We start from the raw sequence: 15,840 nt of genomic DNA, 5'->3' as shown, positions 1-15,840 counted from the left end.
ACGACTCCTATGACCCTCCGCGCGTTCGTCCCGACTTGCTCCGCACGTCCGACACCGTCACGCGCTCACGTCGATGCGCCCCGACACTCCGTCTCGAACGCCGGCCGTCCGTTCTCGACGGACACGTCGACGACGAAGTCGGGACACTCGGACGGTTCCCACGTTCGCCCCACCTGTCCCGCGTCGGTGCTGACCGTCACCTGGTGCTGTTCGGCCGACGCTCGGAACGTCGCCACCATCTCCACCGACTGTTCCGGATCCGCGGGCAGCACACCGGAGAACTCGTTCGTCACGCTCGACCCTTGCCTGACGACGACCTCGTACGGTCGCTCGACGCCGTCGCGGTTACTGATTCTGACCGTGACGGTCGCTTCAGCGACGGGCGTCGGGGTCGCGCTCTCCCCGATCGTCGAACAGCCGGCGAGCACGGTCGCGGTGCCGACACTGGCCGACGCGAGCACTCGACGGCGCGTCCACGTCGCAGTTACCGGCTCGGTCTCTCGTTTCTCCTCTCGTCCGCGCACGGTTCGCTACTTCACCGCGAGGTCTAAAACGCTTGGCCATCGGGGCCAACGGTCATACCCTCCGCCGCCGAACCCGATCCATGATCGTCGCAGAGACCGACAGCGAGTACCGCTTCGTCAGCCAGCCGGAACACGCCACGCAGGTCGGCCAGTTCGCCCACTGCTGGGGGAACGACACGTTCGCCGACCCCACGCCGAAGCCACCCGTCGCGATGGCCGCGGCGCTCCACGACGCCGGCTGGGCCGACTACGACCTCGCCCCCCACCTCGTCGACGGCGCTCCCGCGGGTTTCCTCGACACGACGCCCGAGGAGTGGACCGCGTTCTACGACCACGGGATCGAGGTGGTGACCGCGCGCGATCGCTACGCCGGCCTGCTGTGTGCGATGCACGGGGCTGGCGTGCGACGCGGTCGCTACGGCACCTCGGACGGACACGAGGTGGCCGAGGCGTTCGCGGCGTTCGTCGACGCACAGGAGGCGAGACAGCGGGCGCTCGTCGACCACCTCGTCGCGGACGACCACGACGCGGCCCACGTGACCGCGACCGACCGAGAGGTGCTGGAGGACCTGCACGCGGGACGCGACCCGGACGCCGAGAGCGGGGTCTTCCGCAACTACCGCCTCCTCCAGGTGTGGGACCGGCTCTCGCTGTACTGCTGTGACGCCGCGGTTCACGAGGAAACCACGATCGGTGCGGTCCCCGTCGCACCCGGTGTCCCCGACGTCGACCTCTCGGTCGTGCCGGTCGACGAGACCACGTTCGCCCTCGACCCGTTCCCGTTCGACGGGTCGCCCGTGTCGACCCGGGTTCGGACACGGACGGTCTCACGGGATGCCTTCGCACCCGACGACGACGCGGCCCTCGTCCGGGCGTACCACGCTGTCCCGGTCGACACCGCCCAGTTCCGGCTCGTCGCACACTGATCGCGTCCGGTTCCGGTCCGTCGCACACTGATCGCGTCCGGTTCCGGCTCGTCGATCGATCGGCCGACGCCGGCGGTCTCCGACAGCTTCTTGTTCACCCTCTCCCGAGCAGGCAGTCCGAACGTCCGTTCATCCCAGTCGTGAATCCCTCTTCGTTTCACCGGAAACCTGGTGTGTGAAACCACCGGGCTCGACGGGCGTACCTCTCGGCGTTTATATCTCGTCGTCGAGGTCGAGCAGGATGCCCTCCGCGTGGTTCTCGGGTGAGACGTTCTCGTACGCGCGGACGATCTCGCCGTCGGGATCGACGACGTAGGTGTTGCGGAACACGCCGTCGAACGTCTTCCCGAACATCCGTTTCTCGCCGTAGGAGTCGTACGCCGCGGCCACGGAGCCCGACTCGTCGGAGAGCAGATCGAACGGCAGGTCGTGTTTCTCGGCGAACGCCGCGAGGTCCGCGACCGGGTCGTCGCTGATGCCGACGATCGACACCCCTCGTTCCGAGAACTCGTCGAGGGTGTCGCGGAAGCCGCACGCCTCGGTCGTACAGCCGGGCGTGTCCGCGCGCGGGTAAAAGTAGACGACGACCCAGCCGTCGAAGTCCGCGAGCGCGACCCGTTCACCGTGCTGGTTCGGCAGTTCGAAGTCCGGTGCCTTCGTTCCGGTGTCGAGCATACCTCCGGTGGTGCACGCCGACGGCAAGAATCAGTCGATCCGTATTCAGTCGATCCGCTCGGCGGCGTCCTTCTGCAGGAGCGGCTGTGCGTTGGTCGTGGGGAGGGTCACGACGTCCTCGCGTACGAGGTCGTACTCGCGTTCGTCCACCCCGTAGACGGTTCCCACGTCGGCCGTGATGCGGAGCATCGTCCGGTCCGTCTCGCCGGCGTCGTCCGCCCCTCCCTCCCGATCGGCGTCGGTCCGGGAGCCGGCCTCGTCGTCGGGGGACGCGTCGGTCGAACCGTCACGACCCGGAGTCGGCGAGGGCGCGTCGGTCCCGGCAGAGCCACCCTCACGGGTGGAGCCGACGCCATCGGCCCGACTCGTCGAGTGGTCGTCCGCCTCCCCGTCGGCAGCCTCGGACGCAGCGAGCGCGTCGGCGGCCTCACTCGCGTCGGAAGCGTCGGTAGCACCGGGAGCGCCGGAAGTGGTCGACGATCGATCCGGTTCCGGGTCGGCCTCGTGGCCCGCCGTGGCCGGCCGTGTCGTCCCGGCGTCGCCGAGCGCGTCCGACAGCAGGTCGTCGGAATCCGATCCGTCCGAGTCGGAGGCTGTGAGGTGGTCCGCGTCGTCGCCGCGGGAGGCGTCTCCCCCTTCGGTGCCGGCGGCGGGACCGAGGTCGGCGGAGGCGTCGGTTCCGGTCGGTTCGTGCTCGTCGGCTCCGGTCGTCGACTCCGCAGCTGTCGGCGCTGTGTCGCCTGTCCCCTCGATGGTCGCGAGCACCGACTCGCGGTTCTCGCGGATGCGCGCGACGAGGTCGTCGAACAGTTCGCGCTCCTCGACGGTCATCCCCTCCTGTTCGGTCGCCATGTCGGCGGCGGCGAACGAGGCGTGTTTGACGACCTTTCCGACGCGGCGCTCGTAGAGCGCGTTCGCGATCTCCGTCGCCGACTCGATCGTGTCGGTGAGCCGGCGGACGTCGTCGGAGGTGAACGGATCGTCGGCGGTCGCCATCGCGCGTTCGCGTTCGTCTTTCAGCTGCCCGACGTAGCGAGCGACCTCCGTGTAGAACTCGTCGGGCAGATGCTGGAGGCTGTCCCTCTGTCGCTCGGCCCGTTGGACGCTGCGTAACTCGTCGAGGTTCATCGTTGCGGGGTCGCGTTCGTGTGTATCTTCGCGCGTTCGCGTGCGAGGAGGAACACGCCCACGCACTCACGGACTGAGACGTCACCCTCCTCGATCCTAAACCTATCGCCCCCCATCCACACCGGTCCGGGTTCGGTCACATCGATCCGGACCTCGCGGTTCTCGAACGGTTCGGCGACCGCGTCGACCAGCGGATCGAACGCGTCCACCTCTCCGACCGGGATCCGTCGGACCACGAGCCCGGTCCCGCCGTGGAGACTGCCAGGGAAGCGGATCAGCCGTCGGAGGTCCGTCGTCACCGGTTCGTCGATGGGCGCGGTTTCGGCGTCGACCACCTCGTTCGCGATCGACTCGACCAGCGTCCGGACCCCCGGTCCTCCCGCCTCGAGGTTCCCCGTCTGGACGGCTTCGGGCGTCGACTCGAACGCGCCCAGGATCGTCCGGGCACGTTTCTCGCCGATCCCGTCGAGCTCTCTGAGTCGGGCGATCGCGCGCTCTTCGTCCATCGTGCGGAGCTCCTCGACGACCGAGAGGAGTCGTCGGTGCGTGCGCCGGCCCCACCCGCCTTCGGTCTGCAGCACTCGACGGGTCGTGCCCCGGTTCGTCTCGGTCCGGACGAGCCCGTCGAGGTCGAGGTCGATCGCGCGGAGATAGTCGACGATCTCGCGCCGCGCCCCCGAGTCCAGCCGTCGAACGGCCTCGTCCCGCACGTGGACGTGGTAGCCGCGACCGCCGGAGAACACGACCTGTAGCGACTCCGTGGCGAACCCCAGGTCGTCCAGCAGGAGATCCAGCAGCCGTTGCAGGGCGTCCTTGCAGGCGGCGAGCATCTCCGGGTAGGGGGTCGACTCGTCCACCTCGTCGAGGTGGTCGCCGTCGAGGTCGAAGACGAGGTCCGCGGCTCGCCACCCCTTCTCGTCCATCGTGCCCGCACCGGGGTCGCGGTACTCCGCGGCCGAGAAGTAGACGTGGCGTGGTCCCTCGTCGGCGAGGAACGTCCCCACGTCGCCGAGGTCGAACAACGACTTGTGACGGATCATCGTGGTGCCGCCCGCGGTCCAGGGAATGTAGCCCCACTCTCGCGACTCGCCCCCCGGTGGGAGTTCGACGTCGGCCGACGCGTAGTACGCGCGGAACCGACGACGCAGGTAGTCGCGGGTCGCGGAGTCCATGACGGCGAACGTTGTCGAGGGGCTGGTAAAGTCGTTGCGTCTCGGCCGACTCGTCGAAGGGCGCCCCGAGACGGGCCGTGTCGGCGCTCGTCGCGTCCCGATGCACGGCCGTCGCCCGCTCCGGGAATCGTTAAGTCGTCAGGAGACGTACCACGAAAAACGGGAACCCGTACGCGCCGGCCAGACGGCCCTAGCCGTGAGTCTATGGGTGGGACCACGGCTAGTGATGACGGCGAGTTTACTACAACTACGGTAGTAACTATTACCGAAAGTATAAATAAGACCTATACTAACACATCGGACTGTAATGGTTGATACTGAGCCACACGATGGCAACTCGGGTGTGTCGCGTCGGAGCTTCGTCAAGGCGGCCGGTGCGTCGGGCGTCGCGGTCGGACTCGCGGGCTGTGTGAGCACCGGCGGCGGGAGCAGCGACGGTGACGGCGGCAGCGGCGGCGACGGCGGCTCCAGCGGGGGCGGCTCGACGGACACGCCGATCAGTACCGAGGAACCGACCGAAGAGATCACGATCCAGTGGGCGGCCGACACGCGCGTCGCCAACGCCTCCGACCAGATCATCCAGGCGATGCGGGACGCTGGCCTCCCGGACAACATCAGCGTCGAGATCCTCGCCGGCTCGCAGGTCACGGACAACCGGCAGTCGCAGTACCAGCAGTGGCTGAGTTCGGGTCGCCAGGATCCGACGCTGATGATGATGGACAGCGGGTGGACGATCCCGTTCATCGCCCGCGAACAGCTCCAGAACCTGAGCGCCTCCCTCCCGAGCGAGATGGTGAGTCAGGTCGAGGACAACTACTTCCAGGCGTCGGTCAACACGGCGATGGGGTCGGACGGCAACCTGTACGGGGTCCCGCTGTTCCCCGACTTCCCGACGATGCAGTACCGCAAGGACCTGCTCCGGAACGCCGGCTACAGCGACTCCGACTTCGAGACGTGGGCGACCGAATCCATGTCGTGGGCGGAGTTCTCGCAGGTGACCCAGCAGGCGATGGAGGAGAACTCGGACACCGAGTTCGGCTACACGTTCCAGGCCAACGTGTACGAGGGCCTCTCGTGCTGTGACTTCAACGAGTTCATGACCTCGTGGGGCGGCGCGTACTTCGGCGACCCCTCCCAGAACCTCTTCGGCCCCATCGGCGACCGTCCCATCACGGTCGACGAGGAACCCGTCCTCCAGTCGATCCGCATGGTCCGCAAGTTCATCAACGGCTCGGACGACCCCGAGGCGCTCGGAGACGACTTCGCCGGTCCGATCGCCCCCGAGGCCGTCCTGCAGTGGACCGAGGAGCCCTCGCGCAAGCCGTTCACCAGCGGCGACGCGATCATGCACCGCAACTGGCCGTACTCCATCGTCATCAACGGTGCGGAGGACGCCTTCGGCGAGGACCTCGGCGTCATGCCGATCCCGTACGGCGTCCCCGAGAGCGAGGCGCAGTACCCGATGACTGGTGGTCCGGTCGCCGCGCTCGGCGGCTGGCACATGACGATGAATCCGAACTCCACGTCGGCGCAGAAGCAGGCCGCCGTCTCCGTGCTCCGCGCGATGATGACGGAATCGTTCAAGCTCGACATGTTCCGCATCATCGGCTGGATCCCGCCGGAGCCGGCGCTGCTCGACTCCTCGGAGGCCGCAGAGGTCGACATCATCGGCCGCTACACCCAGCAGCTCAAGGTCGCCGGCGAGAACGCGATCCCGCGGCCCGTCACCGTCGTCTGGCCCCAGCAGTCCGGCCGTATCTCCAGCCAGGTCAACGCCGCCTACGCGCAGGAGAAGACGCCCGAGCAGGCGATGTCCGACCTGAAGGGGCAGCTCGAGCAGATCGAGAACAGCGCATAAGTACCCTCGGTACAGTGTCACACTCGCACACACATGGCAACTGAACAACGAACCGAGGAAGGTGTCCGAACGGGTGGGGGGCCACTGGTGGGTGTCACCCGCTGGATGGAGAACCTCTCGGAGGCGCAGTACGCGTATCTCCTGTTGATACCCGCGCTGTTGCTCCTGCTCGTCATCGCGATCTACCCGCTGGCGACGACGTTCCTCATGTCGCTGTCGGCGGACGCGCTGACGGGCTCGGCACGACTCGGTGAATTCGTCGGCTTTCAGAACTACGTACAGCTCCTGACGGGGCAGATCGACTTCAAATTCCCGTCACCCTTCCTGCCCGGTGGTGGGACCGGGTTCATCCAGAGTGCGCTGGGCGTGACGCTGGTGTTCACTGCCGTCAGCGTCCTCTTCGAGACGATCATCGGCTTCGGACAGGCGTTCGTCCTCGACCAGGACTTCCGGGGCCGACGGTGGGTTCGCGTCGCGATCATCATCCCGTGGGCGGTCCCCATCGTCATCCAGGGGATGATCTTCTTCCTGATGTTCCAGCCGAACATCGGTTTCCTCATCGGGACGGCGGAGAACCCGACACTGCTCAACGCGCTGGGCATCAGTACGACGCCGTTGCGTAACACGGTCGACTCGCTGACGCTCATCATCGTCGCCGACGTCTGGAAGACGACGGCGTTCATGGCGCTGTTGATCCTGGCAGGGATGCAGAGCATCGACCGCTCGCTGTATGACGTGGCGAAGGTGGCAGGGGCCTCGCCGTGGCAGCAGTTCAAGATGATCACGTTCCCGCTCATCCTCCCGACCATCCTGGTCGCGATGCTGTTCCGCACCATCGCCGCGATGCGCGTCTACGGCATCATCGAGACGATGGCGGGCTGTTCGACCGTGCCGTCGCTGTCGTGTCTCGTCGTGACGACGTTCAACTCGCGACTGTACGGGACGTCCGCGACGGTCGCGTTCGTGACCGCGGCCATCATCGCGGTCGTCGTGTCCGTGTACATCTTCAAGTTCGCCGACGCCGAGGGAGGTGCCTTCTGAGATGTCGACCGAGAACCCGAACCAGGAACTGGGCAAGATGGAGGACGCCCCGATCAAGCGTGGCCCGCTCGCCACGTGGGTCGGCAAGGTCATCAAGAACCCCAAGCGCGCGTACCGCGCGATGTTCTACGTCCTGACCATCTTCTTCCTGATCACGACGCTGTTCCCGTTCTACTGGCTGCTCGTGCTGGCGCTGACGCCGAACGAGCTCATCTCGAACATGGGGCTCGTCCCCAAGGGGTTCAACCCGGCCGTGTTCGTCACGATGTTCGAGCGGGTGCCGTTCCACCTGTACATGTTCAACAGCTTCGTGCTCGGGATCACGACGACCGTCATCGTGCTCCTCTTGGCCTCACTGGCAGGGTACGTGTTCGGACGTCTCCGCTTCCCCGGGAAGAACGTGCTGATGCTCGCCATCCTGGCAATCTCGTACTTCCCGCCGGCGGCGTTCCTGATCCCGCTGTTCCAGCTCTTCACGGGGAACGTCGCGCTGACGTTCCTGATCCCGGGCCTGCCCGAGATCACCGTGTCGTCGCCCGACACGTTCAACACCCCGGTCCCGATGGTGTTGCCGTTCAGCGCGCTGTTCATGCCGCTGTCGATATTCATCCTCACGACGTTCTACGGCCAGATCCCCGACGGGCTGGAGGACGCCGCGCGGGTCGAGGGGACGACGCGGCTCGGTGCGCTGTTCCGCGTCATCATCCCGCTGTCCGCGCCGGGCGTCGCCACGGCGGGCGTCCTCACGTTCATCAGCGTCTACAACGAGTTCTTCTTCTCGTTCCTGATGAACAACGGCGAGGCGTCGTCGTGGGCACCCATCGTCGCTGGCATCCTGAAGTATCAGGGCCAGTTCGACACCCCGTTCAACCTGATGGCGGCCGCGAGCATCGTCGGGGTCCTCCCCGTCGCAATACTGGTCATCATCGCTCAGGAGCGGATCGTGAGCGGACTGACCGCCGGAGCACTCAAGGAGTAATACCATGGGAGACGTCAAACTCGAGAACGTGTACAAGCGGTACGACGACGTAACGGCAGTCGAAGACATGAACATCCACATCCGGGACGGCGAGTTCGTCTGTCTCGTCGGTCCCTCGGGGTGTGGCAAATCCACGACGATGGAGATGGTCGCCGGCCTCACCATCCCCTCCGAGGGACAGGTGTTCATCGGCGGGCGCGAGGTGACGAACCTCCCGCCGAAGGACCGCGGCATCGCGATGGTGTTCCAGAACATCGCGCTGTTCCCGCACATGGACGTCTACGACAACGTGTCGTTCGGGCTCCGTCTCAGGGACTTCGACAAGGAGGAGATCGACCGCCGCGTCCAGCGTGCCTCGGAGATCGTCCAGATCGGCAACATGCTCGACCGGATGCCCGACGAGATGTCCGGCGGGCAGCGCCAGCGCGTCGCCATCGCCCGCGCCATCGTCCGGAACCCCGACGTGTTCCTGATGGACGAGCCGCTCGCCAACCTCGACGCGAAGCTCCGCGTCCACATGCGCACGGAGCTGCAGCGCCTCCACAAGGAGCTGCAGACCACGATCATCTACGTGACGCACGACCAGGCGGAGGCGATGACCATGAGCGACCGGATCGCCGTCATCGACTCCGGGAGCCTCCAGCAGATCGATCCGCCGCTCGTCTGCTACAACGAGCCGGCCAACATGTTCGTCGCGACGTTCATCGGCTCGCCATCGATGAACATGCTCGACGGGCGCGCCACCGAGGACGGCTGGGGCAACGACAACATCTCGATCGACTTCGACCCCTCGCAGTACGGCATAACGCCCGGCGACGAGATCGCGATGGGCATCCGGCCCGAGGACGTCTACCCCGTCGACAAGGCGGGCAACATCGAGGACCAGACGAAGGTCATCAGCGCGGACACCGACGTCATGGAGCCGATGGGTGACGAGACGTTCATCTACCTCCTCCTCTCGGAGGACGCCGAGGTCGACCTCGAAGAGGGGTCCGGCTCCGGACAGTTGCTCATGAGCGTCTCGCCCGACACGGAGATCGAGGAGGACCAGTCGATCGAGGTCGTCCTCGACCGCTCGAAGGTCCACCTGTTCGACCGCGAGACCGGCGAGGCGATCCAGCACGGGCTGGACGTGCCGACCAGCGCCGGCGGCGCGGCCGAAGCGGCCGAGACCGACGACTGACGCCGTTCCCCCATCCGCTTCGTTTTTTCACCGCCGTGAGCGACTGCGTTCCGGTGCCCCACCCCACATCGCGGTTGCGTCCTACCCCTCGACGCGCTGGCGCGGGCCAGCACACGCGTGGAGCGGACTGCCTCGAATCCACGGTCGACTCCCGCGGTTCGGCTGGCGCGGCTCGACCGACCACCGGGTAGATGACCGACATATAAATATCGTCCGTCCCAACGTCGCCCATGGTCACACAAGAGGGCTACCTGTTCCTCGGTGGGATGACCCTGCTCTTCTTCTTCTGGGCGTACGGTATCATCCGGTTCCTGATGGACGTCAAGAACATCTACATCCCGAAAGGGAGACAGTACGTGCGTGGCCGCCGCCGACTGAAAGAGGAGAAGGAGAAGGAGAAAGAGCGCGAGGAGAAGGAACGACAGCTGTACTGACGCCGGCGGGACGAACGCATCCGCGCCCTCTGGCGAGCCCGCGGTCGAACGCCACCGTCAGCCGGTCGACGGCCGTCGGTCGAGACGACGCGACAGTCGGTGACGGGCCATCGCCACGAGTGCCCGCGGGGTCGGTGGCATCAGTCCGAGCTGCCTGCCCACGCCCGCGAGGTTCACGAGATTCCACTGCTCGACGATCCGGTCACCCTCGACGCGAAACGCGAAGAACGCGGCCGCCTCGAACGACTTCCCGGTCGGCACTAGCTTCCCCCAGGCGTGCTCGGGTGTGCCGCGTGCGGTCAGGCGTAACATCACGGTGTCGCCGTCGGCGGCGACGTCCTCCACTACGAGCGTCCAGTCCGGCACGGCGTTCCTGAACGCCAGTATCTGCTCGACGACCGCGTCACGCCCGAGCAGGTCGCGCTCGACGCCGAGCTGGTGTGCGACGACCCGCTCGTCGAGCAGCTCCTCGGCGACCGACGCGTCACCCGTGCCGAGGAACTCCTCGACGTACCGGCGACAGAGCGTGGCCGCGTCCTCCTCCGGCCGATTCGATGCTGCACTCATACTCACTGTACGTCGTGAGTCATGATAACAATTGACATCGTACTCACCACTCGACCCCGTCCCGATCACTGAGACGACCCTCCAGCCGCCCCGACGGGCTCTCGAACCGACGCGTCACCCCACCCCTCTCGTCCACCGGTCCTGCACCAGCGTGTGCCGGGCGTCCCGCGATCGGGTGCCACGACGGTCTGTCGTGCGTCGGTCGTGTCCCGTGCCCGCGTGGTCAGGAACGTCCGAATCGGTCACCCAGCCACCGCCGGAGTCGGCTCCGACCGAGAGCGAACAGTGCCCGTGGGGTCGGCGGAACCAGCCCGAGTTGTTGACGGACGCCCAGACGGTCGGTGAGCTCCCACTGTTCGACGATCCGACCGTCTTCGAGCCGGAAGACGTGAACGGTGGGGACGGCGAACGAGCGACCGGTCGGAGCCAGCCCGTTCCACGTCCGCGTTGGCGTCCCGCTGGCGGTCGCCCGCACGGTCACGGTGTCGCCGCCGTCGAACAGTTCGTCGATCGTGAGCCCGTAGTCGGGCACCGATTCGTGCAACCCCTGCACCCGTTTGACGGTCAGCGCCCGGCCGCTCCGCTCGACGTCGGCGTCCAGCTGGTGGACCCGGAGCTCCTCGTGGGCGAGTGCCGTGGCGGTCGCCACGTCGCCACCACTGAGAAACTCCTCGACGTACCGCCGGACGGTCCGTGCGCCGTCGGACTCGATCGGGTGTGGCTCGGCTGCCATGCGCCCCGTACGGGAGCCGTCGTGATAACTCCCGTCGCGCTCTCGACGGCCACCTTACTATCACGAAAGAATAGTGGATCGGGGCGGTGAGCGACAAAACGCACCAGAACCGGGCCACCGTCGGTCACGTCGACCGCGGAAAGAGCACGCTCGTCGGTCGACTGCCGTTCGAGACAGGCAGCGTGCCGGACCATCTCACGGACGCGCCGCTCCGACTGCCGGTCTATATTCGAGGACGAGAACGGGACGCCCGTCGTGCCGATTGCGGAGTGGCACTGTCGGCTGTCCGTCCCTCACGAACGTCTGCACCCGGGGTGTCGTCTCTGCAACTCGGCACGGCCGACAGGACGTGGACGGAGACGCGTCACGAGTCGGCTGCTGCGGAACCGAGGTCGGTCATCGGGAGACTGATCGCTGGTGATCGGGTCACACCTGCCGGACCAGCGTGGACACCCGTGCGTTCTCCTTGAGCTGGAGCCCCGCCGTCGGGACGGTCAGCGGAATCCGTGGGAGTGCATCGACGTGGAGCGTCGGGTGGGAGACGCCGCGCTCGACGAGTTCGATCCGCGGCTGGAGCTGGACGAACCCGTCACCAGCGAGCGACTCGTTGTACTCGACGAGGTAGGTCCCGCCGCCGAGCGCCCACCAGCCGTAGTCGTCGTCGGGATCGCGTTTCGTCGGGTCGATGGGGCCGGTGGTCGCCTCGGCGAGTTCGCCGCCGCCGAAGTCGACCTGGCCCGGTCCCGAGACGGCGTGCACCCCGGCGACAGTGAGGTCGACGCCGCCGTCGTGGACCTGTGTGTCGCGGTGGACGAGGCCGTCGAGTCGATCCGCGAGTTCGTCAGGTGACATACCCGATCGTGGTGGCGGCAATCACAAAAAATTCCGCGTGGTTCGGTGCACCACCGCTCACACAGTGATGGACGTGTCGGGTGTCCGGAGGCCTGACGCGACCCGAAGCCGGAACGAGGACACGGCTCGAACCCGTCGGCGACCCCCACACTGCGGTTCGTCGGTCAGCCACCGGCCGGTCATGTCGGCCGTGAGTGCCGGGAGTTTCGGCTGGACCCGGTCCGTGACGAGCGTGTCGGCGGCGGAGCACGCCGGTGGCGATTCGAGTCACGTCGTGGAACCGGTTCCACGCCGACAGTGAGAGCGCGAGCGCCGTTCGACTCGCGAGCGTCCAACCGAGAGACGTCCGAGACGAATTTTCGTCCGAAACTTTTTGGCTTGTCGAAAACAGACGCCGTTTATTTTTTCTGACTCCAAAACACATCGCGCAAATATGGTCGAACACACCCGGACACTGGATTTCAAGATCGCCTTCGCGATCGGACTTGGGACGATGATCGCGGCGGGCATCTTCTCCCTGTCGGGGACGGCAGTGTATCGGATCGGTTCGAGTGCGGTGATCGCGTTCGTGCTCGCTGCGGTCGTCGCCGGGATCACCGCCGCTGCGTACTCCGAGTTCGCCTCGGTCTACTCGGAGAACGGCGGCGGCTACCTCTTCTGTTCGCGGACGTTCGAGGGCCGCGATCGACTCAAGTACGGGATCGGGATGTCGCTGTTCCTCGGATACACGGGAACGACGGCGTTCTATCTCGCGACGATGGACGAGTGGTTCTTCCGGTTCATCCTCCCCGAGTCGCTCCGGGTGCTCCCCCACGGGACGGTCGGCATTCTGGCGGCGTTCACACTCGGCGTTCTCAACGCTCGCGGGACCGAGGAGTCGGGGCTATTCCAGCTGCTCGTCACGAGCGCGAAGGTCGGCGTGCTGTTCGTTTTCATCGGCGGCGCAGTCGCGTTCGCGGGACCCGGCCGGGCGACCGAGACGTTCGTCACCGGGTTCCAGGCCGAACCTGTCGGGATCGTCTCCGTCGCGGCGCTGGCGTTCATCACGTTCTTCGGGTTCTCCGCGATCGCCGCGAGCGCGGGCGAGATCATCGAGCCGCGGAAGACCGTCCCCCGTGCGATTGCGGCGAGTATCGTCACGGTCACCGTGCTGTACGCGCTCGTCATCGTGGCGATGGTGAACGCGCCCGTCTCGCGGGAGATCCTCGCACAGGGCGAGACGGCCATGGGGAGCGTCGCCGCGTCGTTCCTCGGGCCGTGGGGGCAGACGCTCATCGTCGTGGGTGCGGTCTTCTCGATGGTTTCGGCCTCGAACGCGTCGATCCTCGCCGCTAGCGGCATCGGCTCGCTCATGGGCCGACAGGGTCACGCCCCACGCCGCCTTGCCCGTATCCATCCCCGGTATCGCACACCCTTCTGGAGCGTTGCGATGGCGACGGTGACCATCGTCGCGCTCGTGTTCGTGTTCATCACGCTCTTTTCAGAACACGGGCTCGTCGGCGTTCACGTGCTGGGGCTCAACCCACTCACCGGGTTCGCCACGTTCAACCTCCTCGTCCCGCTCGCCGTAGTGAACGCCACGCTGATCTACTCCAGACGGAACTTCCCGGGGATCGAGCGTGGTTTCCGGATGCCGCTCGTGCCGGTGCTGCCGGTCGTCGGGATCCTGGCGAATCTCGCACTCATCTCGAACCTGCCGCCCGTTGGCGTCGGTGTCGGGGTTCTCGTCGTGGTCGCGCTGGTCGTCGCCTACCTCGTCTGGGGCGGGGCACCACACGTCGACGAACTCGTCGAGGAGGTCGTTTCCCCGCACGTCCCGCCCGGCGTGGGGCCCCGAACGACGACCCCGGTGGACGACGAGACGGCAGACGACGGCGACGACCGGTTCCGAATACTCGTCTCGGTCGCCCGTCCGAGCCGGGCCGCCCCGTACGTCCGACTCGCCGATCGGTTGGCCGACGGTGAGGAGGGAGAGCCGATCGTCCAGGTCCTGAACGTCACCCACATCCCGGATCAGACGCCGAGCGAGGTGGTCCACGAGACGGCGCAGAAGCGGACCGACCGGATGGAGGAGCTCCTCACTGCCGCCGACATCGACGTCGACTACACCGTCGAGGGACACGTCTGCCGGGACGTGGCGTTCGACATCCTCCAGACGGCCCGAAACGACGGCGCCGACCGCATCCTCATGGGCTATCCGGAGGAGCACCAGGACGTCGCCGAGACGGTGGAGTACGAGGCACCGTGTGGCGTGTTCTTCACGAGCAATGTCGACGCCGTCGACGACCTCTCGACGATCACACTCGGGGCGGGTGGTGGACCTCACCACACGGCGCTCCTTCCACTCGTGAACCGGCTCGGCGAACAGGGTGCCGAGATTCACGTCGTCGGTGTCGATCCCGAACGGGGTGGCAGTGTAGAGTCGGTCGAGGGGACGGTGGCCGCGCTTTCCGACGTCGGATCGGTCCGAGTGCACAACGTGACTGCCCCGACCGTCGCGGAGGGACTGGTCGGGGCGGCGAAGCGGAACGGTGGACTCCTCCTGATCGGGGCGACGCGGGACCGCCGTCTCCGACGGTGGGTCTTCGGCAGCACGCCCGACCGGATCATCGACCGGGCCCGCGAGGCGAACGTGCCCGTGCTGATCTACGCGAACCCGAGCGACGTCTCCGGGCAGGTCGAGGACTACCTCTACCCCATCTACCGATACCTCCGCCGTCACCTCTCGAAGCGCCGCCCGTTCAGACGTATCGTCCGGTCGCCGCGCGAGACGGCGTAGATCGATCCCATACCCCTGGGGGTCTCGAACGCCCGTCGATCGTATCCGGACGACCTGCTCCCGTCGGCTGTCACGTCGTCGGGATAGTGGACAACAGATGCCGACCTCGTTCACGGACTTACAGTCGCAGTACGCCGCTGGTTACCCGATCTCCTCGGGATCGTGGTGCTCCGTGTCGAACGCCTCGATGAGCTGTGTCGGAAACGTGTCCGGCGAGAACAGCACCACGACGTCGCCCGGCTCGATCGTCGTATCACCGTCCGGGGTGATGCGCTGGTCGCCGCGTTCGATACTGATCACCAGCACCCCCTCCGGCAGGAGCCCCGTTCGGTCGGCTTCGTCGAGCGTGTACCCGGTGATCTCCGCGTCCTCGGAGGCGGTGAACTCGACGACTTCGGCCCCGCCGACGACGCTCTGGAAGCCGGTGACCGCCGACCGTGTCGTCCCGTTCTCGGGGGCGAACGACTGGTAGGGTCGAACCGACTCGTTCTGGACGATGTCCTCGCGTTCGATCGTCACACCCAGTGTCGACAGCTGGTGTGCAATCCGGTTGATGTCGTCGGTGTCCTCGCCGACTGCGGTGACGATCAGGTTCTCCTGACCGGCCAACAGCTCCCGTACCTCCACGACGCCGTGGGTCGTGAGCGCGTCGGCAGCGATCTTCGAGCGCTCGCTCACGGGAGCAGTACAGGTGAACTGCGTCGTGAACTTGCCCCCGGCTGCCTCGTAGTCGATGTCCGCGTGGTAGCCCCGGATGATCCCGTGTTCCTCGAGCTGGCGGATGCGATTGCGAACCGTCGCCGGGGTCACGTCCACCTCCTCCGCGATCGTCGGCGCGGACGTGTTCCTGGCGTCGACCCCGAGATGGAACAGAATCAGTTGGTCGATCTCGTCGATCCGGTAGTCCATACCCTCCTCTACTGCTGGTTCGACAAAAGGGATTACGCAGTCGGTCTTCCCCGACAACGAGCCCGTGTCCGCCGAGCATT

General features: G+C 66.6%; 15 protein-coding genes and 1 pseudogene. 8 read left to right on the top strand and 8 right to left on the bottom strand.

Going from position 1 to position 15,840, the window contains the following annotated elements:
- Positions 1-65: 65 nt before the first annotated feature.
- A complete protein-coding gene (locus tag FZP69_RS13050; RefSeq protein ID WP_152041849.1) occupies positions 66-524 on the bottom strand; it encodes a hypothetical protein in 459 nt (152 codons plus the stop codon).
- Between the two features lie 80 nt (positions 525-604).
- On the opposite strand from FZP69_RS13050, the gene FZP69_RS13045 reads away from it, so the two are divergent.
- Positions 605-1,450, top strand: a complete 846-nt coding sequence (locus tag FZP69_RS13045) for a DUF3891 family protein (protein WP_152041848.1) — start codon at positions 605-607, stop codon at positions 1,448-1,450.
- A gap of 213 nt (positions 1,451-1,663) precedes the next feature.
- On the opposite strand, the gene bcp is transcribed toward FZP69_RS13045, so the two are convergent.
- The 3 genes from bcp to priS are packed head-to-tail and all read right to left on the bottom strand — an operon-like array spanning position 1,664 to position 4,425.
- The gene (gene bcp, locus FZP69_RS13040) at positions 1,664-2,125 is read right to left on the bottom strand and encodes a thioredoxin-dependent thiol peroxidase (RefSeq protein ID WP_152041847.1); all 462 of its coding nucleotides are present in this window, start codon (positions 2,123-2,125) and stop codon (positions 1,664-1,666) included.
- Between the two features lie 45 nt (positions 2,126-2,170).
- Complete coding sequence (locus FZP69_RS13035; protein WP_152041846.1) at positions 2,171-3,253, bottom strand: hypothetical protein; 1,083 nt, start codon at positions 3,251-3,253, stop codon at positions 2,171-2,173.
- Positions 3,250-4,425, bottom strand: a complete 1,176-nt coding sequence (priS, locus tag FZP69_RS13030) for a DNA primase catalytic subunit PriS (protein ID WP_152041845.1) — start codon at positions 4,423-4,425, stop codon at positions 3,250-3,252. Before priS ends, FZP69_RS13035 begins: the two co-directional genes overlap by 4 nt.
- A 307-nt stretch (positions 4,426-4,732) precedes the next feature.
- On the opposite strand from priS, the gene FZP69_RS13025 reads away from it, so the two are divergent.
- The 5 genes from FZP69_RS13025 to FZP69_RS13005 all read left to right on the top strand — a co-directional run bounded on the left by FZP69_RS13025 (position 4,733) and on the right by FZP69_RS13005 (position 9,920).
- Complete coding sequence (locus FZP69_RS13025; RefSeq protein WP_152041844.1) at positions 4,733-6,283, top strand: substrate-binding domain-containing protein; 1,551 nt, start codon at positions 4,733-4,735, stop codon at positions 6,281-6,283.
- Between the two features lie 105 nt (positions 6,284-6,388).
- The gene (locus tag FZP69_RS13020; RefSeq protein ID WP_204960095.1) at positions 6,389-7,324 is read left to right on the top strand and encodes a carbohydrate ABC transporter permease; all 936 of its coding nucleotides are present in this window, start codon (positions 6,389-6,391) and stop codon (positions 7,322-7,324) included.
- A gap of 1 nt (position 7,325) precedes the next feature.
- A complete protein-coding gene (locus FZP69_RS13015; protein ID WP_152041842.1) occupies positions 7,326-8,303 on the top strand; it encodes a carbohydrate ABC transporter permease in 978 nt (325 codons plus the stop codon).
- A gap of 4 nt (positions 8,304-8,307) precedes the next feature.
- On the top strand, positions 8,308-9,486 hold the full coding sequence (locus FZP69_RS13010) for an ABC transporter ATP-binding protein (protein WP_152041841.1): 1,179 nt from the start codon (positions 8,308-8,310) through the stop codon (positions 9,484-9,486).
- A 230-nt stretch (positions 9,487-9,716) separates the two neighbouring features.
- Entirely contained in the window at positions 9,717-9,920 is a 204-nt protein-coding gene (locus FZP69_RS13005; RefSeq protein ID WP_152041840.1) for a hypothetical protein, read from the top strand.
- A 57-nt stretch (positions 9,921-9,977) separates the two neighbouring features.
- Here the strand turns inward: FZP69_RS13005 and FZP69_RS13000 are convergent, their stop codons facing one another.
- Positions 9,978-10,487 carry an ester cyclase gene (locus FZP69_RS13000; RefSeq protein WP_152041839.1) on the bottom strand — a complete coding sequence of 170 codons (510 nt, stop codon included), beginning with the start codon at positions 10,485-10,487 and terminating at the stop codon, positions 9,978-9,980.
- Between the two features lie 223 nt (positions 10,488-10,710).
- A complete protein-coding gene (locus tag FZP69_RS12995) occupies positions 10,711-11,220 on the bottom strand; it encodes an ester cyclase (RefSeq protein ID WP_152041838.1) in 510 nt (169 codons plus the stop codon).
- Positions 11,221-11,306: 86 nt separating this feature from the next.
- On the opposite strand from FZP69_RS12995, the pseudogene FZP69_RS23420 reads away from it, so the two are divergent.
- Positions 11,307-11,423, top strand: a pseudogene (locus tag FZP69_RS23420) (GTP-binding protein); the annotation flags it as partial.
- 223 nt (positions 11,424-11,646) lie between these two features.
- Here FZP69_RS23420 and FZP69_RS12985 read toward each other — a convergent pair.
- A complete protein-coding gene (locus FZP69_RS12985) occupies positions 11,647-12,072 on the bottom strand; it encodes a dCTP deaminase (RefSeq protein WP_152041836.1) in 426 nt (141 codons plus the stop codon).
- A 433-nt stretch (positions 12,073-12,505) separates the two neighbouring features.
- Here FZP69_RS12985 and FZP69_RS12980 point away from each other — a divergent pair, with 433 nt between their 5' ends.
- A complete protein-coding gene (locus tag FZP69_RS12980) occupies positions 12,506-14,851 on the top strand; it encodes an amino acid permease (protein WP_152041835.1) in 2,346 nt (781 codons plus the stop codon).
- Between the two features lie 141 nt (positions 14,852-14,992).
- Here FZP69_RS12980 and FZP69_RS12975 read toward each other — a convergent pair whose 3' ends face one another.
- Entirely contained in the window at positions 14,993-15,760 is a 768-nt protein-coding gene (locus FZP69_RS12975) for an Lrp/AsnC family transcriptional regulator (protein WP_152041834.1), read from the bottom strand.
- Positions 15,761-15,840 lie beyond the last annotated feature (80 nt).

Source organism: Salinigranum salinum, assembly GCF_009176545.1.
GTDB lineage: Archaea > Halobacteriota > Halobacteria > Halobacteriales > Haloferacaceae > Salinigranum > Salinigranum salinum.
This window is presented reverse-complemented; position numbering and strand designations above follow the sequence as displayed.